We start from the raw sequence: 2,309 nt of genomic DNA on the forward strand, positions 1-2,309 counted from the left end.
CGGGGGTGTGCCCGGGCAGGACGAGCCGCGGTCGCTGCTGTCGGAGAAGCACCCGGGCACGCTCGCGGAGCAGGTCGCGGTGCCCACGTGGAACGTCGTCGACAAGCCCGCCGAGCTGTCGTTCGTCGAGGCCGCGTGCCTCCCGACGGCATGGCTCACGGCGTACCGGATGCTGTTCACGACGGGCCGCGCGACGCCGGGCCAGCGCGTGCTGGTGCAGGGTGCGGGTGGCGGGCTCGCGACGGCCGCGGTCGTGCTCGGCGCGGCGGCGGGGCTCGACGTGGTCGTCACGTCGCGGTCGGCCGAGCGTCGCGAGCGGGCGCTCGCGCTGGGGGCGACGGCGGCCGTCGAGACCGGTGCGCGCGTGCCCCGCGTCGACCTGGTGCTGGAGTCGGTCGGCCGTGCGACGTGGTCCCACTCGGTGCGGTCGGTGCGCCCGGGCGGCACGATCGTCGTCGCCGGCGCCACGAGCGGCGACGCCGAGCAGGCCGAGCTGCAACGCATCTTCTTCCAGGAGATCTCCGTGCTCGGCACGACCATGGGCAGCCGCGACGACCTGCAGCACCTGCTCGCGTTCCTCGCCCGGACCGGCGTGCGGCCCCTCGTCGACTCGACGTTCCCGCTGGTCCGGGCCGCGGAGGCGCTGGGCCGCCTTGCGGCCGGGGACCAGTTCGGCAAGATCGTCCTCGAGCCCTGACGACGGGAGGCGCACGTGAGCAGGTGGGCGCCCGACGTCCTCGGTGACGACTACCGCGTCCGCACGCTCGACCTGCGACCCGACGACGAGGGTGCGGTCGTCGCGAGCCTCGTGCGGTACGCGCCGCCGACCGACGAGCCCGTCCGCCCGTCGCGCGCCGTCCTCTACGTGCACGGCTGGTCGGACTACTTCTTCCAGACGGGGCTCGCGGAGCACTGGCACTCGCGTGGAGCGGCCTTCTACGCGCTGGACCTGCGGAAGTACGGGCGGTCGCTGCGGCCCTGGCAGACGCCCGGCTACGTCGACGACCTCGCGACGTACGACGAGGAGATCGAGGCCGCGCTCGACGTGGTGCGCCGCGACGTCGGCGCGTACGGGCGCGTCATGGTCATGGGCCACTCGACGGGCGGGCTGGTCGCCGCGCTGTGGGCCGACCGGCACCCCGGCGAGCTCGACGGCCTGGTCCTCAACTCACCGTGGCTCGAGCTGCAGGGGTCGTCCGTCGTGCGGCACGTGAGCGGGCCCGCCATCGCGCAGCTCGCCCGGTTCCAGCCGAAGGCGCCGCTGCCGAACATCGACCCCGGCTACTACGCGCGAACGCTGTCGGCCAGCAGCGGCGGCGAGTGGACGTACGACCTGCACTGGCGGCCCGTGCCGTCGTTCCCGGTCCGCGCGGGCTGGCTGCGCGCCGTCATCGCCGGGCACGCGACCGTCGCCCGCGGGCTGCACGTGACCGCGCCGATCCTCACGCTCGCGTCGTCGCGCACGGTGATCAGCCCGCGCTGGAGCGAGGACATGCGCTCGGCGGACGTCGTGCTGGACGTCGAGCTCGTCGCCCGCCGCGCGGTGCAGCTGGGACCGCTCGTGACGGTCGTCCGCATCGCCGGCGGCCTGCACGACCTCACCCTGTCGCCGCAGCCCGTCCGGACCCGGTTCTACGCCGAGCTCGACCGCTGGACGGCCGCCTACGGCTGGGGGTGACCGAGTCGCGCACGGGTCGGGCCCGGGGCGTCCGCGGTCAGTACGGGCGCTCCACGCCCGCGGCCTCCGCGAGGGTCGGACCGCCGTCGCCGAGCCGCCACGCGCGCCACCCGTCGACCGCGTAGTCGACGCCGATGACCGCGGCGGCGGCCTCGTCGGGGTCGGCGAACACCTCGCCGTCCTCGAGCTCGACGAACCCGTCGGGCCGCAGCATCGCCTCGAACCGCTGACCTCGGCGCTCGCGCACCCACACGAGGGTCGTGATGACCCGGCGACGCTTCGCGAGGATCGCGAGCTCGGGCAGCGGCTCGTCGAACGCGGGCGCGGCGGCCGGCTCGTCGAGGTCCGCGGGGTCGAGCACCGCGGTGGGGGCCGTGACGGCGTCCTTCTCACGCGCGACGTCGAGCCGGTACGCGACGGGCGACGGCTCGGGCGTGACGGGCGTCGTCGGGGGCACGGCCGTCATGGGCGGCACGAGGTTCGCCGGGCTCAGCGGGTTCGACGCGGGGGCGAGCGCCGTCGGCGCACCCGTCGCGGCGCCGTCCGCCGGCGTCGGGGCGTCCAGGTCGGTCGTCCCCGTCGTCGGCGGCGCGGCGGGCGCCGGGGGCGCGGCCGGGGGTGCCGTGACGGC

General features: G+C 76.1%; 3 protein-coding genes. 2 read left to right on the plus strand and 1 reads right to left on the minus strand.

Annotation, left to right across the window (positions count from 1 at the left end):
- Together CTKZ_RS06085 and CTKZ_RS06090 are read left to right on the plus strand one after the other, a co-directional pair.
- The coding region (locus tag CTKZ_RS06085) for a zinc-binding dehydrogenase (RefSeq protein WP_124342112.1) at window positions 1-697 on the plus strand (697 nt) is incomplete at its 5' end.
- A 15-nt stretch (window positions 698-712) separates the two neighbouring features.
- Complete coding sequence (locus tag CTKZ_RS06090; RefSeq protein ID WP_124342113.1) at window positions 713-1,678, plus strand: alpha/beta hydrolase; 966 nt, start codon at window positions 713-715, stop codon at window positions 1,676-1,678.
- 37 nt (window positions 1,679-1,715) lie between these two features.
- Here CTKZ_RS06090 and CTKZ_RS22375 read toward each other — a convergent pair.
- On the minus strand, window positions 1,716-2,309 hold a 594-nt coding region (locus tag CTKZ_RS22375; protein ID WP_503825969.1), incomplete at its 5' end, for a restriction system modified-DNA reader domain-containing protein.

It is taken from the genome of Cellulomonas algicola (assembly GCF_003851725.1).
Classification (GTDB): Bacteria; Actinomycetota; Actinomycetes; order Actinomycetales; family Cellulomonadaceae; genus Cellulomonas; species Cellulomonas algicola.